The 24,522-nt window shown below is 62.2% G+C and carries 21 protein-coding genes and 2 pseudogenes; 13 read left to right on the forward strand and 10 right to left on the reverse strand.

Annotated elements, in window-relative coordinates:
* Nucleotides 1-4: 4 nt before the first annotated feature.
* The 3 genes from AC1RS8_RS12550 to AC1RS8_RS12560 all read right to left on the reverse strand — a co-directional run bounded on the left by AC1RS8_RS12550 (nucleotide 5) and on the right by AC1RS8_RS12560 (nucleotide 3,549).
* A complete protein-coding gene (locus AC1RS8_RS12550; RefSeq protein ID WP_102672308.1) occupies nucleotides 5-544 on the reverse strand; it encodes a MauE/DoxX family redox-associated membrane protein in 540 nt (179 codons plus the stop codon).
* An 11-nt stretch (nucleotides 545-555) separates the two neighbouring features.
* Complete coding sequence (locus AC1RS8_RS12555; protein WP_057715416.1) at nucleotides 556-1,704, reverse strand: amine dehydrogenase large subunit; 1,149 nt, start codon at nucleotides 1,702-1,704, stop codon at nucleotides 556-558.
* A gap of 363 nt (nucleotides 1,705-2,067) precedes the next feature.
* Entirely contained in the window at nucleotides 2,068-3,549 is a 1,482-nt protein-coding gene (locus AC1RS8_RS12560) for a sensor histidine kinase (protein ID WP_489340367.1), read from the reverse strand.
* Nucleotides 3,550-3,888: 339 nt separating this feature from the next.
* Here AC1RS8_RS12560 and AC1RS8_RS12565 point away from each other — a divergent pair, with 339 nt between their 5' ends.
* The 9 genes from AC1RS8_RS12565 (at nucleotide 3,889) to feaR (ending at nucleotide 11,788) form a co-directional block, all read left to right on the forward strand.
* A complete protein-coding gene (locus AC1RS8_RS12565) occupies nucleotides 3,889-5,052 on the forward strand; it encodes an acyl-CoA dehydrogenase family protein (protein WP_057715414.1) in 1,164 nt (387 codons plus the stop codon).
* A gap of 31 nt (nucleotides 5,053-5,083) precedes the next feature.
* Nucleotides 5,084-5,455 carry a hypothetical protein gene (locus AC1RS8_RS12570; RefSeq protein WP_057715413.1) on the forward strand — a complete coding sequence of 124 codons (372 nt, stop codon included), beginning with the start codon at nucleotides 5,084-5,086 and terminating at the stop codon, nucleotides 5,453-5,455.
* 3 nt (nucleotides 5,456-5,458) lie between these two features.
* A complete protein-coding gene (locus tag AC1RS8_RS12575; RefSeq protein WP_489340368.1) occupies nucleotides 5,459-5,929 on the forward strand; it encodes a nuclear transport factor 2 family protein in 471 nt (156 codons plus the stop codon).
* Nucleotides 5,926-7,050, forward strand: coding sequence for an amidase (locus AC1RS8_RS12580; protein WP_429522029.1), 1,125 nt, complete (start codon nucleotides 5,926-5,928; stop codon nucleotides 7,048-7,050). The genes AC1RS8_RS12575 and AC1RS8_RS12580 overlap by 4 nt, the downstream gene beginning before the upstream one ends.
* Nucleotides 7,051-7,073: 23 nt before the next feature.
* Entirely contained in the window at nucleotides 7,074-8,357 is a 1,284-nt protein-coding gene (locus AC1RS8_RS12585) for an aromatic ring-hydroxylating oxygenase subunit alpha (RefSeq protein ID WP_102672315.1), read from the forward strand.
* Entirely contained in the window at nucleotides 8,354-8,854 is a 501-nt protein-coding gene (locus AC1RS8_RS12590) for an aromatic-ring-hydroxylating dioxygenase subunit beta (RefSeq protein ID WP_489340369.1), read from the forward strand. The genes AC1RS8_RS12585 and AC1RS8_RS12590 overlap by 4 nt, the downstream gene beginning before the upstream one ends.
* A 10-nt stretch (nucleotides 8,855-8,864) precedes the next feature.
* Complete coding sequence (locus AC1RS8_RS12595) at nucleotides 8,865-9,605, forward strand: SDR family NAD(P)-dependent oxidoreductase (RefSeq protein WP_489340370.1); 741 nt, start codon at nucleotides 8,865-8,867, stop codon at nucleotides 9,603-9,605.
* 162 nt (nucleotides 9,606-9,767) lie between these two features.
* Nucleotides 9,768-10,718 (forward strand): PDR/VanB family oxidoreductase, encoded by a 951-nt coding sequence (locus AC1RS8_RS12600; protein WP_489340371.1) that lies wholly within the window; start codon nucleotides 9,768-9,770, stop codon nucleotides 10,716-10,718.
* A 152-nt stretch (nucleotides 10,719-10,870) separates the two neighbouring features.
* Nucleotides 10,871-11,788, forward strand: a complete 918-nt coding sequence (gene feaR / locus AC1RS8_RS12605; protein ID WP_489340372.1) for a transcriptional regulator FeaR — start codon at nucleotides 10,871-10,873, stop codon at nucleotides 11,786-11,788.
* 418 nt (nucleotides 11,789-12,206) lie between these two features.
* Here the strand turns inward: feaR and AC1RS8_RS12610 are convergent, their stop codons facing one another.
* A complete protein-coding gene (locus tag AC1RS8_RS12610; protein ID WP_053161157.1) occupies nucleotides 12,207-12,836 on the reverse strand; it encodes a response regulator transcription factor in 630 nt (209 codons plus the stop codon).
* A 259-nt stretch (nucleotides 12,837-13,095) separates the two neighbouring features.
* Between AC1RS8_RS12610 and hpaC the strand changes: the two genes are divergently transcribed.
* On the forward strand, nucleotides 13,096-13,605 hold the full coding sequence (gene hpaC, locus AC1RS8_RS12615; RefSeq protein WP_489340373.1) for a 4-hydroxyphenylacetate 3-monooxygenase, reductase component: 510 nt from the start codon (nucleotides 13,096-13,098) through the stop codon (nucleotides 13,603-13,605).
* A gap of 474 nt (nucleotides 13,606-14,079) precedes the next feature.
* Nucleotides 14,080-14,376, forward strand: coding sequence for a DUF6124 family protein (locus AC1RS8_RS12620; protein ID WP_489340374.1), 297 nt, complete (start codon nucleotides 14,080-14,082; stop codon nucleotides 14,374-14,376).
* Between the two features lie 193 nt (nucleotides 14,377-14,569).
* Here AC1RS8_RS12620 and AC1RS8_RS12625 read toward each other — a convergent pair whose 3' ends face one another.
* From AC1RS8_RS12625 to AC1RS8_RS12650, 6 genes and pseudogenes are all read right to left on the reverse strand, one after another.
* Nucleotides 14,570-15,586 (reverse strand): phosphotransferase enzyme family protein, encoded by a 1,017-nt coding sequence (locus AC1RS8_RS12625; protein WP_489340375.1) that lies wholly within the window; start codon nucleotides 15,584-15,586, stop codon nucleotides 14,570-14,572.
* Nucleotides 15,587-15,595: 9 nt separating this feature from the next.
* Nucleotides 15,596-16,876 carry an aspartate aminotransferase family protein gene (locus AC1RS8_RS12630; RefSeq protein WP_489340376.1) on the reverse strand — a complete coding sequence of 427 codons (1,281 nt, stop codon included), beginning with the start codon at nucleotides 16,874-16,876 and terminating at the stop codon, nucleotides 15,596-15,598.
* Entirely contained in the window at nucleotides 16,869-18,182 is a 1,314-nt protein-coding gene (locus AC1RS8_RS12635; RefSeq protein ID WP_154910571.1) for an amino acid permease, read from the reverse strand. The genes AC1RS8_RS12630 and AC1RS8_RS12635 overlap by 8 nt, the downstream gene beginning before the upstream one ends.
* Before the next feature lie 524 nt (nucleotides 18,183-18,706).
* Nucleotides 18,707-19,744 (reverse strand): annotated as a pseudogene (locus tag AC1RS8_RS12640) (methyl-accepting chemotaxis protein); the annotation flags it as partial.
* 360 nt (nucleotides 19,745-20,104) lie between these two features.
* Nucleotides 20,105-20,833 (reverse strand): annotated as a pseudogene (locus AC1RS8_RS12645) (cache domain-containing protein); the annotation flags it as partial.
* Nucleotides 20,834-20,887: 54 nt separating this feature from the next.
* Nucleotides 20,888-22,210 carry an alginate export family protein gene (locus AC1RS8_RS12650; RefSeq protein ID WP_489340377.1) on the reverse strand — a complete coding sequence of 441 codons (1,323 nt, stop codon included), beginning with the start codon at nucleotides 22,208-22,210 and terminating at the stop codon, nucleotides 20,888-20,890.
* Nucleotides 22,211-22,492: 282 nt separating this feature from the next.
* On the opposite strand from AC1RS8_RS12650, the gene AC1RS8_RS12655 reads away from it, so the two are divergent.
* Nucleotides 22,493-22,882: a c-type cytochrome gene (locus tag AC1RS8_RS12655; protein WP_489340378.1), complete on the forward strand. Its 390-nt coding sequence runs from the start codon at nucleotides 22,493-22,495 to the stop codon at nucleotides 22,880-22,882.
* A 48-nt stretch (nucleotides 22,883-22,930) separates the two neighbouring features.
* A complete protein-coding gene (locus AC1RS8_RS12660; RefSeq protein ID WP_489340379.1) occupies nucleotides 22,931-24,421 on the forward strand; it encodes an aldehyde dehydrogenase family protein in 1,491 nt (496 codons plus the stop codon).
* The last annotated feature ends 101 nt before the right edge of the window (nucleotides 24,422-24,522 follow it).

A 24,522-nucleotide genomic window follows, 5' to 3' on the forward strand; every position in this document is an offset into this window, starting at 1 on the left:
TCGATTACCTACCAATCAATTTGAGCAGAAGAGGGGAGTTCGCCAGCAGCCCATCGGCGGCGGCGTAGATGAGCAGCGCAACCGCGGCGGCAGCCAGGGTCACGAAGCCATCGAACAGGTTGAGGTCGCGGGCCACCGGCGCCACGCTGGCCACCAGCGCCAGCGCTATCAGTGCGCTGTTACGTGCCAGTAGCACCGGACGCAGCGGCTGTGCCTGGTCGGGACCGGCGCAACCGCAGTCGATGTCCGCGCGACCGCGCCACAGGTTGATGCCGATGGCGGCGGCGTACAGGGCCAACAGGCTGGCGGCGCTCAACGCGGCGTAACCACGGCTGACCGGTACCAGCAGGGCAAAGGCAATGGCCAGTTCCAACAGCGGCACCCACCGTGCCGTCGGGCGCACCAGCGCCTCGGGCAGCAGTTGATAGTCCGCCAGTTGCCGGGCGAAGCGGGCCGGCGCGCGCAACTTGTGGGTCGCGGCGCTGGCCAGCAACACCGCGATGGCGATGGCGCTGGCAATGATGAAGATCGGATCTGTGTGCATGGCCGAACCTCTTAGTAGCTCAGGACCTGAGTCGCGGTTTTGGCGACTTTCGGCATGCTGCCGGTGAGCTTGTTGGTCTTCAGATCGAAAATCTGCAAACCGCCTTCCACGTCGGTGCCGAGCAACAACGGCTTGTCGTCGCCGGTTGCCTGCATGCTCCACACCGGAACCGGGGCTTCCAGAGTCGCCACCTTCTTGTGGGTCTTGAGGTCAAACGCCCAGATCAGCGGGCTCGGGTCTTCCCACTTCATCGGTTCGTGGGCGTCGTGCATCAGCACGTACAGGCGGTCCAGCTTCGGCGCCACTGCCATCATCTGCCAGCCACCCGGAGCCCAGCCGGCCTTCTTGTCTTCGTCGGAAACCAGCGACCAGGACGGCAGGACCTTCGGCGCATCACCGGCGAAATCCACCGGGCGTACGGTGCCGGTCGTGGTGGTGAAGTAGTAGGTGTCGCCGACGTTGACGGCGCGCTCTACCAGTTTTTCCGCGTTCGGATCAAAGAACGGCGTGCGGCTGCGCGCGGTTTCCTGGCCCTGATCGTTGAGGGTCACCACTTGCAGGCTGCCGTCGCCGCACAGCGAGGCGAAGCGGCGGTTACCGACCGGGTAGTTGAGCACGCAACCGGGGATGGCGATTTCCGTGGCAACCGCCTTGGTCTGGGTATCGACCACGGTCACCGACGTCGACGGGGTGAAGTTGTAGACGTAGACGAACTTGTCGTCGCCGCTTGGCTTGAGCGCATAACGCTGGGTCAGCGATTCGGCGCGCTTGTTTGGAATCAGCACTTCCCAGGCCGGCGACAGGGTCGAACTGTCCCACGCGGTGAGCACGTCGGTGCGGGTGCCGCGGGTGCCGCGGGAATACCAGATGTCCGCACTATAGATGGTTTTTTTGTCGTGACTGAGGGTCGACGGCGCTGCGAAACCGGTCGGCACCATGCCGAGGATGCGCTTCTGGTCCGGGTCGACCACGGTCACGCGGCCAGCCACAAAGCTGTCGAACTCGACGTCGATGACAAACGCGCGGTGAGCTTCGGGTGGAAACGCCAGAACGGTCTGGCCAATCGTACCGGCGGGTAGATCCGCGTGGGCACTGTTCAAACCGAGTACAAGCAGGCTCAGGCCTAGCGCTGACTGTACGGAGATCCTGTTTGTTCGCATAAGGGGAACTTCCTGAATTGTTGGTAACGCGGATCGCGGGTGCTTTGGCAGATTTTTACCCTTTGATTCTGCCGTGCCCCGAGATCGGGAGAATTGCCCTGCCTGCCAAGTGTTTGTGTGTCTGTGCCAGTGTCATGAAACTGGCTGCACAATCTGATAAGGCGGGGGTTTGACTGGCGTCAGAGGTGGGAAGGGCGAAGCTGCATTTGTGGCGAGGGGGCTTGCCCCCGTTGGGTTGCGAAGCGGCCCCAGCATTTGCCAGTCACACCGTGCCAGCAGGTTTTGCGGCTGCTGTGCAACCGAACGGGGGCAAGCCCCCTCGCCACAGGATTTGTGTATGTCAGACCACAGTAGTGGTGCAGGTCAGGCGGGATTGGCGAGGGGAAGGGAGAAGGTAAACACCGCGCCGCACGGCTCCAGGTTTTGCGCCCAGATATCGCCACGATGCCTGCCGATGATGTTCTTGCACAGCGCCAGGCCGATGCCGTTGCCGCTGACCTTGGACGAGAAAAAGCCGTCGAACAGCTTCTCCTGCGCCTGGGCCTGGATGCCGCGGCCGCAGTCTTCGATGCGCACCAGGGCCACATCGTTCTCGCGACTGGCGTGGATACGCAACAGGCGTCGTTCAGTGGGCAGGTCGGCCATTTCTTCAATGGCGTTGAAGGCCAGGTTGAGGATCACCTGGCCGATCAGCACCTTCTCGCAACTCACCCGCAGCGGTTCGGACGCGGCGACGATTTCCACGCGCACCCGGCTCGGATCGGCGCGCAGGCTGATGAAGTAGCGGGTTTCGCGCAGCAACTCATTAAGGTCGACCAGCTCTTCAGTCTGCTCCAGCTTGACCACGTAATCGCGCACGCTCTTGATGATCACCGAGGCATGCTCGATTTGCCGCACGGCGCTCTGCAAGCCCCAGGTGACGCCTTGATCGGTTTCACCCGTGTTGCCCAGGCGAATCACTGCGCCTTCAATAAAGTTGCGGGTCGCCGCCAATGGCTGGCTCAGCTCGTGGGCGATGGCCACGGCCATTTCGCCCATGGCGTTGTAGCGCGCCAGGTACTCGAGTTTCTGCTCGCTGACCCGCCGCGCCTCTTCGGCCTGCACCTGCTCGGTCACGTCGCGGAACAGCAGCAGATGGCCGACCAGATCGTCCTCGATCTCGATGTAGCGGCAGGTTGCGTCATGCCAGCGCCATTCGCCGTCCCGGCGCTGCACCTTGTAGTGCACGTTGAACGGCGCGTGCTCCGGCGTTTCATGGGCGAACTGTTGCAACAAGCGCTGACGCGAAGCGTCGTCGCACCAGGCCAGGAAGTTCTCGCCCATCAGCTGGTGCACTTCGCTGTCGAGCAGGTGCGCGCCGGAGTCGCTGATAAAACCTATATCGCCCTCGGGGCCGAGCACCGCCACACCTTCGGCCAGGTCCTGCATGAAGGCCTTGAGCCGGCTCTCGAAACGCTTGAGGTCGCGCTTGACCTTGTCCTCTTTGGAAATGTCACGGAACTGCACCATCAACACATCGCGACCGTCCAGGTGCACCAGGGTCGCCACCGCCTCGGAAAGAATCTCCACCCCTTGCTTGGAGCGATAGCACCACTCGATGGTCCGTTGCCCGGTGCGCGCGGCCCTTTCGAGCCAGCGCAAACCTATGGAACGCCGGTATTTCGGCGCATCGCGGGTCATGTCGGAGGCCTTCAGCGGCGTCAGTTCTTCCAGGGTAAAGCCCAACGCCGCCAGGGCAGCGGCGTTGGCCCAGAGAATTTCCTTGGTGTGCGCGTCATGAAGAATGATGCACAGCGGCATGGCTTCGATCAGCGCATAAAAGTCGTTCGGTTTTGGCTGGTACATCGCACGGCCCCTGGCGGCAGAGATTTGCAGTATGGCGTTTTATACCTGCTCGCACAGCGGGATGCGCTCAGAGGTTACCGGCGTGGGTCTAGGGGTTTTCTTTAGCGAGGGGGCTGCACGCACCAATAGTGGCGGCCGGATGCGGTTTTTACACTGGACCGCAATGCAAGGGTGACCACGCCGATTCCCTGTAGGAGCGAGCCTGCTCGCGATGAACCTGAGAGCGCCACGGGGTGCCAGGTTTCCAGCGTCATCGTTGACGACCATCGCGAGCAGGCTCGCTCCTACAACGGGGCATGCGTGTCACCCCACTAACAATAAACAAAACGGAGAATGCCCATGCTGCGTTCAGCGGTTGCGCAACAAGACGCATCGATCGGCGTTGACGAGAATGTCGTCGACAGCCAGGCCTTTGCGCAGGTACTGGATGAAGTGCGCCGGCGCCGCGAAGAATTCGACGCTGGCTCCCACGTGCCACGGGACATGATCGAGCGCTTCAAACAAGTGGGCATCTACCGTGCCGCCACGCCGAAATGCTTCGGTGGCGACGCCCTGGCACCGCACCTGTTTCTGCAAATGATCGAACGCATCTCTGAAGCCGACGGCTCGGCGGGCTGGGTGGCCAGCTTCGGCAGCGCCGGTGTCTACCTGGCTGCTTTACCACGGGAAACCCTGGCTGAACTCTACGCCGAAAGCCCTGACCTGGTGTTCGCTGGCGGCCTGTTCCCCTTGCAACCGGCCGAGGCCGTAGAAGGCGGCTATCAGGTCAGCGGCACCTGGAAATTCGCCAGCGGCTGCAAAGGCGCAGACCTGCTCGGTGTCGGCATCGGCGCTGCGGGCGGCAAGCCACGCACCGCTGTGTTCCGCCCGGAGCAGGTAGACATCGTCGAGAACTGGGAAGTGGTTGGTCTCAAAGGCACCGGCAGCCATGACCTACGAGTGACCGATAAACGCGTTGACGAGCGCTGGACGTTCATCCGCGGCGGTGCCTCGACCATCGACGAGCCGCTGTTCCGCTATCCATCGATCGCCTACGCCGCGCAAGTGCTGGCGGTGGTCAACCTCGGACTGGCCCGTGCCGCGCTGGACGAAATCAGCCGCATGGCTGGCGGCAGTGGCATCACCGGCGCGCCGAAATTGTCCGACCGCGCTTACGTGCGCATCGAGATCGCCAAGGCTGAAGCCAAGCTCAGCGCCGCGCGCGGTTTCTTCTACAACGCCACCGAACAGGTGTGGAACTCGATCCTGGCCGGTAACCCGGTCACGCCGGAGCAGACCAGCCTGTTGCGCCTGTCGGCCATTCATGTGTCCCAGGCCGGTGCCGAGGTGGTGCAGAGCGCCTACAGCCTGGCCGGCACCACCGCCATTTACCTGCGCCATCCGCTGCAACGCTACCTGCGCGACTCGATGGTGGTGACCCAGCACGCCTTCCTCAGCGAAGGCCTGTACGACGGCGCCGGCTCGGTGTTCCTCGGCGTACCTCCGTTCCCGGGCTACATCTGAATCCCCATTACTTTTTCAAGGAACCACACCCATGTCGCAAACCACCCAAGAGCCATTGCGCGTCGTCTTCTGCATCGGTATCACCCAGAACTTTTTCGACCTGCCCACCGGCGAAGGCCTGAGCGTGTGGAAAGGCTTCAGCCAGATGATGGGTGACCTTGGCGCGATGCCCGGCATCACCGTGCTCGGCGCGATGGATGACGACCGCCTGATGGTCGGCCCGTCCACCACCTCGCCCTGGACCGTGTACATCATGGCCGACGTCGACTGCCACCAGTCGGTGATCGACGCCTGCAACCTGTTCCGCACCACACCGGTTGGCCAATACAGCCTGTGGCGCTACGCCAAGATCGAAGCGCGCATCGGTCGTCCGCTGACCATTCCTGATGCGGCCAAGGTGTAAGCCATGAACGAGGCCTTGCTGCAGCGTCTGGCGACGCTCGAAGGGGAAAGCGCAGTGCGCCGTTTGATGGCGCACTACATGGACCTGTGCGATGTGCCGCGGGCGGCGATTCATCTCGACCAGTTGGCGCAGTTGTTCACCGAGGATGCGGTCTGGGAAGGCCTCGGCACACAGACCGCGAAGACCTTCGGTCAACACCGTGGACGTGAGGCGGTGGCGGCGTTTGTCGGCGGTTATCTGCCGCCGTCCAACCACTTCAAGCTGAACCTGCATTACCTCACCAGCGAGTCGATCGTGGTCGACGGCAAGGCGGCGCAGGGGCAGTGGATCATGCAGCAGATTTCCACCTACGCCGATGGTCGCAACGAATTGTTCGGCACTCGCTTGAACATCGATTTTCGCTGTCTCGACGGCGTCTGGCTGATCGCGCATTTCCGCACGCAACGCTTGTTCAATTCGGAGCTGAGCGCATGAGTACTTTCATCAGCGAATTCCTCCTCGGTGGCAACGGCAAGCGCGTCGCCATCAAGGACTCCATCGACATCGCCGGCCATCCGACCCGCTCAGGCAGCCGTGCGTTCGCCGATGCACCGGCGGCGACGCAAAACGCCGAGGTGGTCGATGCGATCCTCGATGCTGGCTGGCAGATCGTTGGCAAGACCAACCTGCATGAACTGGCGTTCGGCGTGACCGGCATCAACGACTGGACCGGCACTCCGATCAATCCGCAAGCGCCGGACCGTGTGCCTGGCGGCTCGTCCAGCGGTTCGGCTTCGGCGGTCGCGGCAGGCCTGGCGGACATCGCCATCGGCACCGACACCGGTGGTTCGGTGCGGGTGCCGGCAGCGTGCTGCGGGATTGCCGGGCTCAAGCCGACTTATGGTCGCGTCAGCCGTGTGGGTGCGCATCCGTTGGAGTCGAGCCTCGATTGCGTCGGGCCGTTCGCAAAAAGCATGGACGACCTGATCGCCGCGATGCAGGTGATCTGCCCGGGCTTTACCGCTCAAGGCCTGCCAGGCGACGGCGCCAGGGTCGGCTTTCTCGAGGTGGCCTGTGATTCGCACCTGCAAGCCAGCCTGGGTGCAGCCGCCGACCGCGCCGGATGGCGTCGCAGCAACCTGCACCTGAGCGAATTCGAAGCAGCGTTTGCCGCCGGCCTGACCGTGATCAATTTCGAAAACTGGGCGGCGTTCGGCTATTTGACCGGCAAGGGCCTGATCGGCGCCGACGTGGAAACACGCTTGCTGGCGGCCAGCCGCACCACGCGCGAAGAACTGGCCCAGGCCGAATCCGTGCGCACGCGGTTCACCCAACAGGTGGATGCAGCGCTGGAAGACTTCGCCGTATTGCTGTTGCCGACACTGCCAACCTTGCCGCCAACCCTCAGCGAAGCCCGCGCTGGCAGCAAAGCCGTGGCCGGCATGACCCCGCTGGTGCGGCCTTTCAACCTCAGTGGTCACCCGGCGCTGACGGTGCCGGTGGAACTCGATTGCGGCGGGCTGAAAGTCGGCCTGCAAATCGTTGGCCGCAAAGGTCAGGACGAACTGGTCTGCGCCTTTGGTGCGCAGCTGCAAGCCTCTACCACTCAATCATAAAAAGAAGCCATGAGGAGAACCGCATGAGCACTCATGAATATCAGCTGATCGCAACGTCGAAAAGCCCCGAAGACCTGGTCCGGCACGACCGCGTCGACGTCTCGCTGTACAACGACCCGGCGCTGTTCGAAGCCGAGCTGGACAAGATTTTCTACCGCACTTGGGTGTGGGTTGCCCACGAAAGCGAAGTGCGCAATAGCGGCGACTTCAAGACCGCCACCATCGGCCGCCGCCCGGTGATTGTGGTGCGCGACAAGAAGAACAACATCAACGTGCTGGAAAACCGTTGCCGCCACCGTGGCGCCACCGTGTGCGAGAAGCACAAGGGCAACGCCACCGGTTTCACCTGCCCGTACCACAGCTGGTCCTATGGCCTGGATGGCAAACTGCGTGCGCTGCCGTATCCGGACGGCTACGAAGGCATTCTGGAAAAGTCGGAATTGCCGCTGACCAGCCTGCGCGTCGAGAGCTACGCCGGCATGGTGTTCGCCAGCTACAACGACGAGATCGAACCGCTGGAAGACTTCCTCGGCGGCGCGAAACACTGGATGGACCTGTTCATGAAGCAGGGCGCCGGCTACCCGATCAAGACCCAGGGCGAACACAAGTTCAGCTTCAAGGGCAACTGGAAGATCCAGCTGGAAAACACCACCGACGGCTATCACTTCCCGATCGTGCACAAGTCGTTCATGTCGTCGGTGGATGAAGAAACTTCGGAAATGCTTTCGTTCATGACCGACGAGCAAGCCGTGACCCACTCCCTGGGCAACGGCCACAGTGTGATGGTGATGGTGCCGGAGCACGTCGACCTCGATCACGACGACGGCACCGAACAGTTGCAGGAGCGCTTCGCCCACGTCACCGAAGAACTGTCGAAAACCCTGCCGGCCGATCAGGTCCGTCGCATCGTGCGCTCGCTGCACGGCGCCGGTTTCAACCTGAACCTGTTCCCCAACGTGGCGATGTCGATGTCGTTCTTCCGCGTGCTGCGCCCGGTGTCGGTCACCGAAACCGAGATCCGCCACGTGGCCCTCGGCATGGACGGCGGCCCGGAAATCGCCAACCGCGAACGCATGCGCATCCACGAACACTTCCAGGGCCCGTTCGGTTTTGGCAGCCCTGACGATGCCGAAGCCTGGGACCGCGTGCAGCGCGGCTCGTACGCCGGCGTCGATGCGCCAATCCTGGTCAACCGCGGCCTGAACCGCGAAATCACCGCTGAAAACGGCGACAAGGTCAGCCACGCCACCGACGAGGGCGGCATGCGCGGTGCCTATGACATGTGGAAAAGGATGATGAGCCAATGAGTAATCACGACACCCTGAACGGTTTTGCAGGTCCCTTGGCCCAGGCCATCGAATTCATCTGGCGCGAAGCCGAATTGCTCGACCAGAAGAACTACGCCGAATGGGCAACCTTGTGGAGCGAAAGCGGCAAGTACATCGTGCCGATCGACCCGGACACCGAAGATTTCGAAGCGACCCTCAACTACGCCTACGACGATGCGCGCATGCGTGACCTGCGCATCGAACGCCTGACCGCCGGCTACTCGCCGTCGGCGGTGGACGCAGCGAAAACCATCCGTACGATCTCGCGTTTCCGCCTGGTGGAAGCGGCCGGCGACATCGTCGAAGTCAATTCGGCGCAGTTGCTGTACGCGTACAAGCGCGGCGTGCACACGCCGTTCGTGGCCGACCTGAACCACCGTATCCGCTTCACCGACGGCGTGCCGACCCTGGAGCGAAAAGTGGTGCGCCTGATCAACTCCACCGACAGCCTGAGCGCGCTCGGCTTCCTTTTGTGAGGGCAACATCATGAGTCGAGTAGCCCTCGTAACGGGTGCCTCGCGCGGACTGGGCGAATGCATCGCCCGCCGTCTGCACGCAGCCGGTTATCGCGTCGGCCTGGCGGATGTGCGCCTCGATGGCGTGCAGCAACTGGCTTTGGAACTCGATGGCAGCGGCGCCAGCGCCGTGGCCATTGAACTGGATGTGCGCAGCAAGGCCGACTTTCAACGTGCCCGCGATGTGCTCGCCGAGCGCTGGGGCGGCACCGACATTCTGGTGAACAACGCCGGTGTGTCGAAAGTCGCGGCGCTGATGGACATCACGCCGGAAGAGTTCGATGAGTCGATGGCGATCAACCTGCGGGGCACCTTTGTCGCCTGTCAGGTATTCGGCGCGCACTTTGCCGAGCGCGGCTTCGGTCGCATCGTCAACATTGCGTCCCTGGCCGGGCAGAACGGCGGCACCGCTACCGGCGCGCATTACGCGGCGGCCAAGGGTGGCGTGGCGACCCTGACCAAAGTCTTCGCCCGTGAACTGGCGCCCCAGGGCGTGACGGTCAACAGCATTTCGCCAGGTCCGCTGGACTTGCCGGTGGTACGCGAAACCGTGGCTCCGGAGCGTCTGGAACAGATCCTGAAAATGATCCCGGCCGGCACCCTCGGTGACCCAACGTTCATCGCCGACAGCGTTCTGTTGTTGATCGCCGACAACGCCACCTCGGTAACCGGCGCGTGCTGGGACATCAATGGCGGTTTGTTCATGCGCTGAGCAGCAGAAAAATGCCCCCACCCTGTAGGAGCGAGCTCGCTCGCGATGGTCGCCAACGATAACGCGGGAAACCTGACACCCCGTGTTGTTCTCAGGTTCATCGCGAGCAGGCTCGCTCCTACAAGGTGCAGTAAACCAAAACAACAGTATTCAGGTGATGCAATGATGAAGGTGAAGATCGAAAGGATCGTCGACGAAGCGCTGGATATCCGTTCCTTTCGCCTCGTGCGCAGTGACGGCCAGCCGCTCGACACCTATGAACCGGGTGCCCACGTCGACCTAACCGGGCCGACCGGGGTGACCCGTCAGTATTCGCTGTGCAGCCCGCCGCAGGATCGCCGTGCGTATCTGGTGGCGGTGAAGAAAGAAGCGCAGTCGCGCGGTGGTTCGCTGGCGCTGCACGAGCAAGTGGAAGAGGGCATGGAGCTGGAAATGGGCGCGCCGCGCAACCTGTTCCGTCTCGATGACAGTGCCCGCGAACACGTGCTGTTCGCCGCCGGTATCGGCGTGACTCCGCTGTTGAGCATGGCTTATCGACTGGCGGAAAGCGGCCAGCCGTATCGTTTGCATTACTTCGCCCGTTCGGCGCAGTACGCGGCGTTTACAGAGCTGTTGGCGACAAAATTCGCCGACCACGTGGAGTTTCATTACGGTGTGGAGCCGGCGGATCTGGACAGCGCGTTGAGCGAATGCCTGGCGCGTGCCGGCAGCGCCGCCCACGTCTACACCTGCGGCCCGGCACCTTTCATGAACAAAGTGGTGGAAGTGGCGTCCCGCAGTCGCTCTGACGATTCGATTCACCTTGAACACTTTGCCGCAGACCCGGCCGCCAACAGCGCCCCGGCCGGCACGTTCGAAGTGGAGCTGGCCAGTTCCGGCGTGGTGCTGCAAGTGCCGGCAAACGCCAGCCTGGTCGACGTACTTCAGGCCCACGGTTGCGACATCGACACCGAGTGCCGCGAAGGCATCTGCGGCACCTGCATCGTCGAGGTACTGGACGGCGTGCCGGAGCACCGCGACAACTGCCTGTCGAACAAGGAAAAGGCGTCCAACAAGCAGATTTGCGCGTGTGTATCACGGGCGCTTTCCGCTCGTCTGGTATTGGACATTTAACCCGTAGGTCGACTGGAAAGCTTGGGCCGGAGCCTGTTGAATGGGCGCCCGGCGGCCGTCGAAGGAGGAGATGGCTACAGAAACAACCGTTTTGACGAACCGCTCGATGAAGCGGTCGAAAAATAACAACAAAAACGTGAGGCTTTGCGGACATGATTACAGCATCGACGGTGCGCAACGAGGCGTTCGAAAGTTGGTTGAGCCAGGTGAACCAGGCCTGTGGGCGTTTCGATGCCCGGGCGCTGGACACCGATTTCTACGGCGAACTGGCGGAATTTCGCAGCGGTGCGATCAACCTGAGTGTGGTCGACATGGCGCACGTGCATTTGTACCGCACCAGCAAGGACGTCAGCACCAGCAGCGACGGCCACTACTACGCGGTGTTCCAGATGCGCGGCAGCTCGCAACTGGAGCAGGGCGACAACCGCGCGCAACTGGGCTGTGGCGACATCGCCCTGATCGACGCCAGCCGTCCGAGCGACATGATCTACAACGACGATTGCCGACAGCTGTCGCTGATTCTTCCGCGCCAGGTGGTCGAGCGGGGTTCGCACTTCAATGCCGTCAACTGCGCCACGCGCATCGCGGCCGGCAGCCCCCTGGCGGCGATGGCCAACAAGCTGGTGCTGGACACCCGCCAGCAGGAGGGGCTGGACATGCAGGAAAGCGAGGCCGTGCTCGATGCCCTGGCCAGCCTGTTGCTGCCGGGCATCAGCGCCCGGGACGGCGGTGCAGACGCCCATGAGCGGCAGTTCCGCAAGATCATCGCCTTCATCGACGCCCACCTCAGCGACGAAGAACTGTGCCCCGAGCTGATCGCCCGTGAAGTGGGGATTTCCGTGCGCGGCCTGTACCGGATGTTCTCCAAGCGCGGCCTGGTGGTGGCGCAATACATCAAGCACCGCCGCCTGGACTTCTGCGCCGAAAACCTGCGTCGCGCCGATGTCGAGCAGAAGCTATCGGCACTGTGTTATGCCTGGGGCTTCTCGGATTCGAGCTACTTCTCGTCGGCCTTCAAATCACGTTTTGGCGTGTCGCCGGGTGCTTATCGCAAGCGCTATAGCTGCTGAATTCGATGTTGAATGGGCTGGCCCCATCGCGAGCAAGCTCGCTCCCACAGTGGATCTGCGGTGAACACAAAGTTTGTGTACGACCGGGATCAACCTGTGGGAGCGAGCCTGCTCGCGAAAGCGGTATGTCAGTCGCCAGCGAAGTTGGATGTGCCGGCCCCATCGCGAGCAAGCTCGCTCCCACAGTGGATCTGCGGTGAACACGAAGTTTGTGTACGACCGGGATCAACCTGTGGGAGCGAGCCTGCTCGCACAAGCGGTATGTCAGTCGCCAGCGATGTTGGATGTGCCGACCCCATCGCGAGCAAGCTCGCTCCCACAGTGGATCTGCGGTGAACACAAAGTCTGTGTACGACCGGGATCAACCTGTGGGAGCGAGCTTGCTCGCGATGGCGGCCTCATGACCGCTGCAAATCACTCAGTGCCGCACCGGCTCATCCACCGGTAAATGCAGCACCTCGCGCACCAGCATGGCAATGCTGGACACACCCATCTTTTCCTTGATCTTGGTGCGGTGCACATCAACGGTCTTCACGCTGATGTTCAGCTCCCGGGCAATCACCTTGCTGGCCTTGCCATCGATCACCAGCATCAACACTTCCCGCTCACGGCTGGTCAGCAGTGCCAGTTTGCCTTGCAGGTTCTGACGCTGCTGCTGATCGGCCTGGGCGTGCACGGCGGTCTTCAGCGCGGCCTGGATGCGGTCGATCATCTGCTGCGGGTTGTAGGGCTTCTCGACGAAATCCAGCGCGCCGTTCTTCATCGCCGTGACCGACATCGGAATATCGCCATGGGCCGAGACGAAAATGGTCGGCAGGGTGCTGCCGCGCTGGTTGAGGATTTCCTGCAACTGGAAACCGCTGGTCTCCGGCATGCGCACGTCGAGCACCAGGCAGGCGGGCTGCTTGGGGTCGTACTGGCTGAGGAACTCTTCGGCGCCGGCAAAGCACTGCGCCTGCACGCTCACCGACTCCAGCAACCAGGCCAGTGAGGTTCGCAGGTCCTTGTCGTCGTCAACGATATAAACAATCGGTTTTCGGATTTCCATCGGGGCTGCCACGAAAGTTTTCTAATTATTGTTTTCGCACGCGAACGCGCGGCACGCATCGGCTCATCGTTCTGGAGCCTGTATGCAGAATACCCACTGTGGCCGGCCCTTGCGATAAAGAAACCACCTAGTCGACTAGCGGAAACCCAACCCTGCCATGGGGATCGTCAGAATGGTTGCGGCGCACCCGCAGCCTTAGTCTTGTTCCATCACCTACGGGCCGCCAGATAGCGGTCCTCCTGAAGGAAGGGGCATCGACATGGCCGACCTGAGCCAGCAGCAAATCGACTTTCGCAACGCCATGGCGCAGCTGCCTGCCGCGGTGAACATCATCACCACCAACGGCCCCGGCGGTCGTTGCGGCATCACCGCCAGCGCCGTGTGCTCGGTGACCGACTCGCCACCCACCGTGCTGGTGTGCGTCAACCGCAACAGCGCCACCCACGACGTGTTCCGCACCAACGGCCATCTGTGCGTCAACGTGCTGTGTGGCGAGCAGGAAGAACTGGCCCGTCATTTCGCCGGCATGACCCAGGTGCCGATGGCCGAGCGTTTTGCCTGGGACCTGTGGGACGACGGCGCGGCCGATGTGCCGTTGCTGCGCGATGCCCTGGTGCAGCTCGAAGGGCGGATCAGCGAGTGCAAGGAAGTGGGGTCGCATTCGGTGATGTTCGTGGAGCTGACGAAGGTGGGCGTGCGCGAGCCACGCGATAGCCTGGTGTATTTCAACCGGTTGTTTCATCGCGTTGAGCATGCCAGCGCGGCTTGATTGAGACCGCGTTATCGTTCTTCGCGAGCAAGCTCGCTCCCACAGGAATCTGTAGTGAACACAAAGTTTGTGTACGACTGAGATCAACTGTGGGAGCGAGCTTGCTCGCGATGGCGGTGCCAGTTTGGAATGCATGTTTAACGGCTGTAGGAGTAACTTCCTGCAAGCCACAACGCCTTGCGTCATTGCCTACAGCTACGCCAGAATCCGCCGGCTTGTGCGCCCTGGAGGCCATCGGTAACTTGGTCCGCGTCACTGATTCCCAGTGATCGGGTTTAGCAGCCCGTGGTATTTGAAGGTCGTACGAGTGTCCGTCAGGCAGGTATTCCATACCTGCATTTGATGGTGGCTGTGCGCAGGGCGCCCTTGGGCGCGCCGGCTTTCTTCTTTTCCCCGGTCTGCTAACCTGCGTACAGCCGCCACCCCCTCGTTTAGCAGCGACGGTGTGGTTGCATCACAACGGAAAAGAACATCATGTCCAAGGTTACGCCTGATCCACCAGACAACGATTCCTGCCCCAACCCGGCCGCTCACATCATGGCCACCTCGCACAAACCCTCCATACTGTTCACCATCAACCCCGACATCAACACCGAAACCCTGCTGGCCCACGCCTGCGAATCGCTGGCCTCGGCGAGTGTCATGGCCAATGACCTGGCGGGTTTTCTGGAAGGCACGCACCGCAACACCCTGCTGGGCATCGCGCAAGTCATCATGCTGGGGGAGTTGGCGGTGAATCGGGCGCTGGATCAGGTCGATCGACCCGGTTAACCACTAAACACTGTGGGAGCGAGCTTGCTCGCGATAGCGGAGTATCTGTCAGCAATGATGCTGGATGTGATGACCCCATCGCGAGCAAGCTCGCTCCCACAGTGGATCGTCGTCGAACACAAGTTCTGAGTTCACTGAAATCCAGTGTGGGAGCGACGGTGAGGCGATCCGACCTGCTCGCGATTTCGATGTATCAGGCCTGCAAATAATCCCTAGCCAACAAGCAAGCCCGCTCAATCAGCATCGGCGCCATTTCAATCGCTGTCGGTGTGCCCTGGCGGGTGTGAATCCAGCCCAGGTACGTGGTGCCACGCAGCATCAGGAACAACGCCAGTGTCTTGCGATCCGCCTCGGTCAGCGGCTTGACCGCGTTGTAGCCGTCGAGCAGCGCCGTCTTGATCTGATCAAAGCGCGGGTCATCCAGGCAGAAGTACAAGGCAGTGGCCAACTCGAACATGTGCCAGCCGAACCCCGCATCGTCGAAGTCGATCAGGCGCAGTTGCGGGCCCTCGATCAGCAGGTTCTCTGGCACCAGATCCGCGTGAATCATGCCGAAGTTGCCCAGGTGCCGACCGTACTGGCGCAAGTCCTTGCGCGCCGTACGCCGGGCCTGTTGCAGCAGATCCCGTTGCTCGTCGCTGAGCTGCTCCAGCTCCCAGAAACGCCCCCAGAACGGATTGGCGCCGATCAGGCCTTCTTCATCCCAGGCATGCCGGACAAACTCGTCCGGTTGTTGCCAATCCGCCGAATGCAGGTGGATGCGCGCGGCAATCGCCCCCGCCTCATTGAACAGGAAATCGATCTCCGTATCGGCCTGCACACCCGCCTCGGAAGTACCGGCGGTGGCACCGGGCAGCCAGGCGAGCATATCGATGTGACGCGCCTCGCCGATGGCCTGGTGGGTGACTTCGATCAGATGGCTTTCATTCTGTGCGCGGATAATCTGCGGCACGGTAATACCTGCGCTGGCCAGGGCTTCCATCCATTGCAGCTCGGAACGCAGTGCGGCCTCGCAGTGATAACCATTGCGATGGATGCGCAGGGCGACGCGCTGACCGTCGTGGCGGCGGGCCGAGAACACTGCGTTCTCGCGAAACTTCACCAGTTCAATGTCAGCGAATTCGCCTTCCCACTGTTGCAGGGCATGGCGCGCCAGTTCGTGCAGACGGGTTACTTGCTGGTCATGGGGCAGGGTGTGGAATTCAGTCATGGCAGGGCCTCAAATCGCGCTCAGGGCGCTGTCCAGTGTGTCGACGAACAAGTCAGCGTGGTCGCGGCTGAATACCAGCGGCGGGCGCAGCTTGAGAATGTTGTCGCCAGCGCCGATCTTGCTGATCAGCACGCCGTTCTCGCGCATGTCGTTGACCACCTTGCGCGCCTCCAGCCCGGCCGGTTCCTTGCTGGCGTGATCACGTACCAGCTCCATGGCGAAGAACAGACCCTTGCCGCGCACGTCGCCGATGATCGAGTGTTTGTTGGCAAGCTCCTGCAAGCGTTGCTGCACATAAGCGCCGACGTTTTGCGCATTCTTGAGCAGTTGCTGTTGCTCGATCACATCCAGCACCGCCATGCCAACCGCTGCCGCGACCGGCGAGCCGCCGAAGGTGTTGAAGTACATGGCGTGGCGGCCGAAGGATTCGACCAGCGCCTTGTGGGTGATCAACCCGGCCAGTGGATAGCCGTTACCCATCGGTTTACCAAGGGTGACGATATCCGGCACCACGCCGTGGGCCTGATGGCCCCACAGGTGATCGCCGGTACGACCGAAACCGGACTGCACTTCATCGGCGATGAACAATCCGCCTGCTGCACGGATCAGCGCTGCCGCCTTGTTGACGAAGCTGGCCGGTACCCGTGGCAGCCCTTCGTTGGCGAACAGGGTGTCGATCAGCAGCGCGGCGGGGCGAATGCCCTGGGCTTGCATCGAGGCAATCGCCGCCGCGATGTTGGCCGCGTACTGCTCGGCCAGTTGCGCTTCGGTGGTGCCGGCCGGTGCGTGGTACAGGCACGGAATCGGCACGGCCCGGGCATGGGCGGCGAAGGGTTCCGGCGAGGGCAGGGCGGTGGTGACTTCGGCCAGCGATGCCGAGTTGCCGTGGTAGTTGTAGTCGCTGACGATGATGCCGGTGCCGCCACTGGCAAAGCGCGCCAGGCGCAGCGCAAGTTCGTTGGCTTCGCTGCCGGTGCAGGTGAACATGGCGGTGTCCAGCGGCGCGACGAAGGTCGCGGTCAGGCGCTCGGCGTAGCGCACCACGTGTTCATCCAGGTAGCGGGTGTGGATGTTCAGCGTGGTGGCCTGGCGGTGCATGGCCTCGGTCACATGGGGGTTACAGTGACCGACGCAGGGCACGTTGTTGTAGACGTCGAGGTAGCGGCGACCGTCGACGTCGAACAGCCAGACGCCTTCGCCACGCACCAGATGCAAGGGCTTGTCGTAGAACAGCGGCGAGGCGCTGCCGAGCACGCGATGGCGGCGTTGCAGCAGAGTGTCTTCAGGCATGGTCTGGAACCTCGATGACGGTGGCGCGACGGTTGCGCAACAGGTAATTGAAAATGCACAGGGTGAAGGTCACCGCCAGGGCGATCAGCATCAGCATGTCGAGCTGGAAGCAGGCGGCGATCACCACCAGCGTCAGGGCCAGACCGAGCCAGGCAACCAGTTTGCCGCCGACCAGGGTGAACGGCCGTGGCAGGTCCGGTTGGTTGCGTTTGATGTGCAGGTACGCGCCGAAAATGAACAGGTAGCAAACGTTGAGCAGCAACACGACCGCGAGCATCACCGTGGCCGGGTCCACTTCGGACAGCGGCAGGCCGATGGCACCGATCAGCAGCAGCGCCGGGTAGGGCGTGCCGCGCTTGCCGGTCTTGCCCAGCCATTGCGGGAACAAGCCGTCGCGGGCCATGGCGAACAGTTGCCGGGACGCGGCGTACACCAGTGAAAAGAAGGTCGCGATCAGGCCGAACACCGCGCCGCAGCCAATCACCCTGGCCAGCCATGAACCTTCACCGAAGGCGCTGTTGCTGGACATCGCGGCATACAGCGGATCACCTGCCGAACCGACGAGCTCGACACCACCGGCACCCGGTGCGCATACCAGCACCACCAGCGCGGTCACCAGCAACGTGCCAATGGCCGCCAGAATGCCGCGGGGCATGGTGCGACCGGGATTGTGCGCCTCCTCGGCGGCCGAGCCGGTTTGCTCAACGGTGATGAACAGCCAGATGGCGAATGGCACGCAGGCGAAGATACCGCCAAGGCTGACCGGTGTTGCGACGCTGGCGGGCAACTTCAGCAAATTGGCCAACTCGACATGGGGCGCCATGGCCACGCCAAACGTGAGCAGGGCGACGACGGCGATCACGCCGGCAATGAACGTCAGGCCCATGGCCTCACCGACACCGCGCATGTGGATGCCGATGATCACCGTGAACAGGGCGATCTTCACCGGCCAGCCACCGAGGCCGAAAATTGATTCGGTATAGGCGCAGATAAAGGTCGCGGCTGCACCGGTGCCGATGGTCAAAGCCAGGGCACAGGCCACGCCAACGAGGTAACCCACGAACGGCCCGAACGCACTTTGCGCATAGACGAATACACCGCCAGCACTGGGCAGCGCGGTGGACATTTCCGCCACGCACAATGCCAGGCCACCGCAGAGCAGGGCCATCAACAACGTAGCGATCAGCATGTTCAGCCAGCCACCGGCCGCCAGCCCGAAGTTCCAGCCGGAAAACTGCCCGGCCACCACCAACGCAATTCCGAGGCCGGCAATCTTTGGCCAGCCCAGCGCACTTTTCTTGAGCACAGAAATCTCCCGCGACCCGAGGGTCGATTTATTGTTGTTAGTGAGAAATGGAGGGGTTCAGCGTTGCATTGCAGGGCGCCCAGGAGCGGGTTGTGCCCTGAGGTCGGGTTCGATACTACGCCCGGGGGGCGCGGCGACATGTTTGCGCGCATGCCATGTGGTTGGTTGTGGGTGCCAGATTTGTGCGGGCTTGCCTTGATCTCTGTGGGAGCGAGCTTGCTCGCGATGGCGGAGTGTCAGTCAACGATGGTGCTGGATGTGGTGGCCTCATCGCGAGCAAGCTCGCTCCCACAGGGGATCTGGGCTGTACACGGATTTTGTGCACGGCAGAAATCCAAATGTGGGAGCGAGCTTGCTCGCGATGGCGGAGTGTCAGTCAACGATGGTGTTGGATGTGATGGCCTCATCGCGAGCAAGCTCGCTCCCACAAGGGATCTGCGGTGTACACGGTTTTTGTGTGCGACAGAAATCCAATTGTGGGAGCGAGCTTGCTCGCGATGGCGGCATATCAGGCAACCAAAATCTCAGATCCGAAAACTCCCCACCAACTGATTCAACCGCCCGGCCTGCTGCTCCAGCTCGGTACAAGCCCTCAATGTCGATTGCAAATTCTCCACGCCTTGCCGGTTCAGGGTGTTGATCTGGGTGATATCGACATTCAGGGCCTCGACCACCGCGGTCTGTTCTTCGGTGGCGGCGGCGACGGACTGGTTGACGTTGTCGATCTCGCCGATGCGCTGGGTCACGCTGCCCAGGCGGGAGCCGGCGAGGTTGGCGATGGTGACGCTTTCTTCGCTGTGGCGCTGGCTCACGGTCATAGTGGTGACCGATTCCCGCGCGCCCACTTGCAGCTCTTCGATCATCTGCTGGATCTCCAGCGCCGAGGCCTGGGTGCGTCCGGCCAAGCTGCGCACTTCGTCCGCCACCACCGCAAACCCACGACCCGCTTCACCCGCCCGCGCGGCTTCAATCGCTGCGTTGAGCGCCAGCAGGTTGGTTTGTTGGGAGATGCCCTTGATCACTTCGAGGATCTGCCCGATGTTCACGGTCTTGTCGTTGAGCACTTCGATGTTGGCGCAGGAGGCACTGATCTTGCCGGACAGTTCGTTCATCACCTCGATCGTGCGCTGCACCACCTGGCGCCCATCCTCGGCTTGCTGCCGTGCAGACGAAGCCTGTTGCGAGGCATCGGAGGCGTTATGGGCGATCTCCTGCGCGGCCGCGCCCAACTGGTTGATTGCCGCCGCCACGCTGTTGGTGCGGGTGGATTGATCGTCGAAATTGCTCATCGACGAGTTTGAAGCATCCAGTACCCGCCGAGCGCCTTCGTTCACCCCCAACGCCGCCGATGACACCTCGCGGATCGAATGGTGGATGCGCTCGACAAAGCGGTTGAAGGCGGTCGCCAGTTGGCCGATTTCATCTCGCGATTGCACTTGCAGGCGACGGGTCAGGTCGCCGTCGCCCAGGGAAATATCCTCCATGACCCGGGTCAGCACTTGCAGCGGCCGGGTGATGCGTTGCGCGGTGTACCAGATCAACAACAGGCCGAGCAGGGCCGAGCCACCACCGAGCAGCAGTTCAAGCGCAGTGCTTTGCACGCCCTGGGCATCGAGTTCGTTCTGCAACGTAGTGACCGGTGCCAGCAACACGTTCTGCGGCACACCGACCAACACGCCCCATGGCGCGGCTCCGGCAATCGGTGAGAGCGGTTCAAGCACCTTGATTTGCCGGGCATCGACAAACACTTTGGGCTGGCCCTGACGCAGGCTGTCCATCACCTCGGCATTGTCCATCGGCTGACCGAGGCGACCGACGTCCTGGCTGTTGGCAGAAATCACCCCATGGGGGCTGACGATGCTGATCTGGCCGTTGCCGTCGAACAGTTCACGGGCACTGGTTTCGCTGTTCTGCTGCAGGGCGGCGAGGTTGATGTCCAGTCCCACCACGGCAATGACCTTGCCGTTTTCCAGCAGCGGGAAGGCAACACTGGTCACCAGTTTGCGGCTGCCGGAGGCCTCGTCGAAATAGGGTTCCAGCACACAGGCCTGGCCGGTGTCGCGGGCACAGGTGTAGAAGGCGTTGTACGGTGCGCCGCTCGGCCCGGGCTCGGTGTTGGCAAGCAGGCCTTCGTCGCCGATGACCGCTTGCAGCTCGCCGGGTTTGCTCTGTACCCAATAGAGCGCAAAGCGACCGGCTTCGTTGCTGCCCAAGGCGGCCTGGTCGGCGAAGTCGGCGTCGGCACCGTCGAGTCCACCGGGTTCGAAAATGACATAAAGCCCGAGCAGGTCGGGCTTGTCGATCAAGGCTTGGTGAAGCTGGGTGCTGAGTTCCTGGCGCAGTTGCGGGCGAGTCAGGCTGCCCTGATGTTGCAACTGTCGCAGGTACAACAAGTAGCGCGATAACCCCTGGCCGTATTCGTGGGTCTGCATGAAGGTCCGTTGCACTTGCATGGCCTGTACTTTGCCCAGGGCCTGCATGTGTTCCCTGGCCGCATTGGCGAGCATGTCGCCGCTGGCCTCGGCCACTTGCCGGCTGCTCTTGTGGGTCTGATAGAGCGACAAACCCATCAACAAGCCGACGACCAACAGCAGGCAGAGACCGGCGAGCAGGGCGATCTTGCTCTGGATCGTCAGGAATGTTCTGTGCATTGGAAATACCTTTTTCCACGCGGGCAATGGCGTGGCCACTGCCCGCGACCGAGATTAGAAGCCGGTGGCGAACACCACCTGGGCGTAGACGTTCTTGTCGTTGTTACCCAGTTGGGTACCACCGTCTTCGGCGCTCTTGTCCGGTTGGTAGATGCCCACCAGTGGCATCACGGTCAGGTGGTCGTTGATGTGCCATTCGGCGTACAAGTCGACTTCGTGGCCATCGGTGTTGCCCAGGTTGCGGTCGATGGTGTCGAAGTTGAAGTACATCGCGCCGACGGTGAGGTTCTCCAGCGGCGAGACTTTCAGCGTGACGTTCTGGATGCGCGAGTTGCTGTTGAACGGCCCGGCGTAGTTGCCCGCCACTTCACCCTGGAACCAGGTGCCGTAGCCACGGCTGAAACCGTAGAACAGGGTGTCGTAGCCTTCCGAGAAGCGGCTGTAGCGGTAGCTGGCGCTAGGCGTCCAGACCGCGTCGGAGAAGGTCCAGCCGGCTTCCAGGTACCAGGCGTCTTCGCTGGAGGTGTTGGGTTTGTCCTGCTTGGCGTATTCACCGGACAGGAACAGGTCTTTCACCCCGGCGTTGCCCGCCGCACGCAGGCTGTAGGTCTTCATGCCGTCGCGTTCGAGCTGGATCGGCGAGGCGTACTGTTCATCGATATCGGTGGTCTTGATGAAGGTCAGGCCGACCGTGCCGGCCTCGGCCACGTGCTCCAGGGTGCCGACGTACATTTCGGTCTTGGCCTGGGCGCGGTTGTCGGATTTGAGCCACATCAGGTCGCTACGCCAGCCTTCCTTGCCACCCAGACGCAATACGGCGGTTTCGTCGAAGGCCTTGCGTGCCGCCAGGTAGTAGGCGCCGCCGCGGTTGAATTCGCCGTCGGCCAGGCCTTTGCCCATGTTCAACGCGTCGCCGTCGATCAGGAAACCGTCACCGACCACAATGTTCTGACGACCGAAGGACAGGTCGACGCCGTCACTGCCCAGCGCGCCGAACAGATCGGTCGAGCGCCAGCCGAGGTAGGCGTCTTCGAACTTGGTGGTGCGTTCCGAACCATCGGAGAAGCCGGCGGCATCGCCATCGCCCCAGGTGCCGGAGCTGAGCATGTTCGCCGCGCCGTACGCGGTGCCCACACCGCCCAGGCCTTGATCGAAGCTCAAGCCGTATTTGATGTAGCCCTCGCGCCACGACGAGCTGCCTTCATTCAGGCGACCGGACAGGGCGTAGTTTTCCTGGCTGTGGAAAATGCCGAACACGGCTTCGAGGGTAGCGTTCAGATGGCTGTCGTCATCGGCGTAGAGTTCATAGGCACCGGCATTGCCGGCACTGATCATCAGCGCGAGCGTCGAGAGACGAAGCAAGGGGGACTTGAGCATGGTGTGGCATCCGTTCTTGTTCTTGAGCGCAGGTTTGCGGTCTGTCCGGATACTAAGGCGCGGCTATTGTTTGCCCTTTTCCCTGTTTGCCAATTAGTTGGTTGTGCATGCCAGATTGTCTGGTTTGGCAGCCCGGCCAACACAACTGGCACGCAGGGCAAAACCTGCGTGCCGGCGACCACCGACAATCCCTACCAACCTGCCGAAGCACCGTTGCCTCGGCATTTTTAGTGTTGGCGTTCGCCTGCTGGCGGGCGCGTGGATTTTCAAGGTCGTTTTCCTATGTTCACTTCGCTGCGTTTGCCCGTGATCGGTTTGCTGTCTTTCACCCTGGTTCAGGCGGTGTCCGCCGCCGAGTGCGCCCCGGACACGCGCCGTGGTGCCGAAGTGTTTGCCACTGAGTGCAGCGTCTGCCACGCGGTGACCAAGGGCACGACCGGCATGATGGGGCCGAACCTGTTCGGTGTGTATGGACGCAAGTCCGGCTCGCTGGCGGGCTTCAGCTACTCCCAGGCCATGCGCGACAAAGACGTCGACTGGCAGGCCGAGAACATCACGCAATTGATCATCCAGCCCCAGGCTTTCGTGCCGGGCACCTACATGCCCTACATGGGCCTGGCTTCCGCCGACGACCGCCAGGCGGTCGCGTGCTTCCTCAAAGAACAACACTGATCAGGCCGGATTTGCGCCTGAACACATCGTCTGAATGAAAGGTGAATTATGAGCAACGTTGAAATCCTGCCCCAGGTTGCTGCATTCCTCGAACGTCGTCACGGCTGCTTCATTGACGGCCAGTGGGTGCTTGCCGAGGGCGACAGCATCGCCGTGGTCAATCCGGCCACCGGGCAAACCCTGTGCGAAACCCTGGATGCGCCGCTGGAACTCGTCGAGCGTGCGGTGCAGTCGTCCCACAAGGCTTTCAAATCTGGCGTGTGGTCGAGCCTGCGCCCGGCGGACCGTGAACGCATCCTGCTGAACTTCACCCGCCTGGTCGAAGAACACGCCGAAGAACTGGCTCAGTTGGAAACCCTGAGCCAGGGCAAGTCGATCAACATGGCCCGCGCCCTGGACCTCAACGCCACGGTGGAGTTCATGCGCTACATGTCCGGTTGGGCGACCAAGATCGAAGGCCAGACCTTCGACGTGTCGATCCCGTTGCCACCCGGTGCGAAGTTCACCGCCTTCACCAAACGTGAGCCGGTGGGCGTGGTGGTTGGTATCGTGCCGTGGAACTTCCCGCTGCTGATCGCCGCCTGGAAGCTGATGCCAGCCCTGGCCACCGGTTGCACGGTGATCATCAAGCCAGCCATGGAAACCCCGCTGACCGCCATGCGCCTGGCTGAACTGGCGCTGGAAGCCGGCATCCCGGCTGGCGTATTCAACGTGGTCACCGGTGGTGGCGCCTCCGTTGGCGGCGTGCTGACCCAGCATCCTTTGGTGAGCAAAGTGTCGTTCACCGGTTCCACCGCCGTGGGCAAGAGTGTCGGCGTGGCGTGCATGGAAAACATGACGCGCTTCTCCCTGGAACTGGGCGGCAAGAACCCGATGATCGTGCTCGCCGATGCCGACATCGAAAAAGCCGTGCAAGGCGCGATCCTCGGCGGCTTGCTGAACAATGGCCAGGTCTGCGCCGCGGCCTCGCGCTTCTACGTGCACCGTTCGATCCACGACCAATTCGTCGAAGCCCTGGCCGCCGCCGTTTCTTCGATGCCGATTGGCGCTGGCATGAATTGCGACGCGGCAATCAACCCGCTGGTATCGCGCAAGCAACAACAAAGCGTGCTCAAGCACATCGAACTGGCCCGACAGCAAGGTGCGCGGGTGGTGACTGGCGGCGAGTTGCTGGAGGGTGATGGTTTCTTCGTGCAGCCAACCATTCTGGCGGACATCGACCACAGCATGGCCGTGGCCCGCGAAGAAGTGTTCGGCCCGGTTCTGGGCGTGATGCCGTTCGACGACGAAGACGCCGTGATCGAACAGGCCAACGACAACCGCTACGGCCTGGCGGCCAGCCTGTGGACCAATGACCTGGGCAAAGCGATGAACCTGGTGCCTCGCATCGAAGCCGGTACGGTCTGGGTCAACGCCCACGTGCTGCTCGACCCGGCGATGCCGTTCGGTGGCGTCAAGCAATCGGGCATGGGCCGTGAGTTTGGCCGTGCGGTGATCGAGGCTTACACCGAGCTCAAGTCGGTGTGCATCGCACATTGATCAACCTGTAGGAGCGAGCTTGCTCGCGAAAAACGTCAAGATAATGCGGTCTGTCAGTTAGTTCGCGTTATCGTTGGCGACCATCGCGAGCAGGCTCGCCC

The organism is Pseudomonas sp. GW821-FHT12A04 (assembly GCF_058807755.1).

Coding starts and splice junctions, on each gene's coding strand:
- AC1RS8_RS12580 (WP_429522029.1), top strand. CDS start 5,926: ATGAGTACTTTCATCAGCGAATTCCTCCTCGGTGGCAACGGCAAGCGC.
- AC1RS8_RS12595 (WP_489340370.1), top strand. CDS start 8,865: ATGAGTCGAGTAGCCCTCGTAACGGGTGCCTCGCGCGGACTGGGCGAA.
- AC1RS8_RS12620 (WP_489340374.1), top strand. CDS start 14,080: ATGTCCAAGGTTACGCCTGATCCACCAGACAACGATTCCTGCCCCAAC.
- AC1RS8_RS12655 (WP_489340378.1), top strand. CDS start 22,493: ATGTTCACTTCGCTGCGTTTGCCCGTGATCGGTTTGCTGTCTTTCACC.
- AC1RS8_RS12650 (WP_489340377.1), bottom strand. CDS start 22,210: ATGCTCAAGTCCCCCTTGCTTCGTCTCTCGACGCTCGCGCTGATGATC.
- AC1RS8_RS12560 (WP_489340367.1), bottom strand. CDS start 3,549: ATGTACCAGCCAAAACCGAACGACTTTTATGCGCTGATCGAAGCCATG.
- hpaC (WP_489340373.1), top strand. CDS start 13,096: ATGGCCGACCTGAGCCAGCAGCAAATCGACTTTCGCAACGCCATGGCG.
- AC1RS8_RS12585 (WP_102672315.1), top strand. CDS start 7,074: ATGAGCACTCATGAATATCAGCTGATCGCAACGTCGAAAAGCCCCGAA.
- feaR (WP_489340372.1), top strand. CDS start 10,871: ATGATTACAGCATCGACGGTGCGCAACGAGGCGTTCGAAAGTTGGTTG.
- AC1RS8_RS12600 (WP_489340371.1), top strand. CDS start 9,768: ATGATGAAGGTGAAGATCGAAAGGATCGTCGACGAAGCGCTGGATATC.
- AC1RS8_RS12625 (WP_489340375.1), bottom strand. CDS start 15,586: ATGACTGAATTCCACACCCTGCCCCATGACCAGCAAGTAACCCGTCTG.
- AC1RS8_RS12570 (WP_057715413.1), top strand. CDS start 5,084: ATGTCGCAAACCACCCAAGAGCCATTGCGCGTCGTCTTCTGCATCGGT.
- AC1RS8_RS12555 (WP_057715416.1), bottom strand. CDS start 1,704: ATGCGAACAAACAGGATCTCCGTACAGTCAGCGCTAGGCCTGAGCCTG.
- AC1RS8_RS12660 (WP_489340379.1), top strand. CDS start 22,931: ATGAGCAACGTTGAAATCCTGCCCCAGGTTGCTGCATTCCTCGAACGT.
- AC1RS8_RS12565 (WP_057715414.1), top strand. CDS start 3,889: ATGCTGCGTTCAGCGGTTGCGCAACAAGACGCATCGATCGGCGTTGAC.
- AC1RS8_RS12630 (WP_489340376.1), bottom strand. CDS start 16,876: ATGCCTGAAGACACTCTGCTGCAACGCCGCCATCGCGTGCTCGGCAGC.
- AC1RS8_RS12610 (WP_053161157.1), bottom strand. CDS start 12,836: ATGGAAATCCGAAAACCGATTGTTTATATCGTTGACGACGACAAGGAC.
- AC1RS8_RS12550 (WP_102672308.1), bottom strand. CDS start 544: ATGCACACAGATCCGATCTTCATCATTGCCAGCGCCATCGCCATCGCG.
- AC1RS8_RS12575 (WP_489340368.1), top strand. CDS start 5,459: ATGAACGAGGCCTTGCTGCAGCGTCTGGCGACGCTCGAAGGGGAAAGC.
- AC1RS8_RS12590 (WP_489340369.1), top strand. CDS start 8,354: ATGAGTAATCACGACACCCTGAACGGTTTTGCAGGTCCCTTGGCCCAG.